General features: G+C 65.4%; 1 protein-coding gene. It reads right to left on the bottom strand.

Annotation, left to right across the window (positions count from 1 at the left end; all coding sequences use genetic code 11):
• Positions 1-243, bottom strand: a 243-nt coding sequence (locus tag B8W69_RS29685) for an Hsp70 family protein (protein ID WP_165762741.1), incomplete at both ends; no start/stop codon positions are given.

Raw genomic sequence — 243 nt, 5'->3', positions numbered from 1 at the left:
GTCGGCCAGGTCGAACTTGCCCAGCGACTTGTTCTGCGCGGCCTGCTTGCGCTCGCCCTGCAGCACGTGGATGGTCACCGAGCCCTGGTTGTCGTCGGCGGTGGAGAACACCTGCGACTTCTTGGTCGGGATGGTGGTGTTCTTCTCGATCAGACCGGTCATCACACCGCCCAGGGTCTCGATGCCGAGGGTCAGCGGGGTCACGTCGAGCAGCAGCACGTCCTTCACGTCGCCGGCCAGGAC

Origin of the sequence: Mycolicibacterium vulneris (assembly GCF_002104765.1) — a bacterium.
In the GTDB taxonomy this organism is placed as follows: Bacteria; Actinomycetota; Actinomycetes; order Mycobacteriales; family Mycobacteriaceae; genus Mycobacterium; species Mycobacterium vulneris.
The sequence above is the reverse complement of the archived record's forward strand: the minus strand, read 5'-3'. Positions and strand labels throughout refer to the sequence as shown.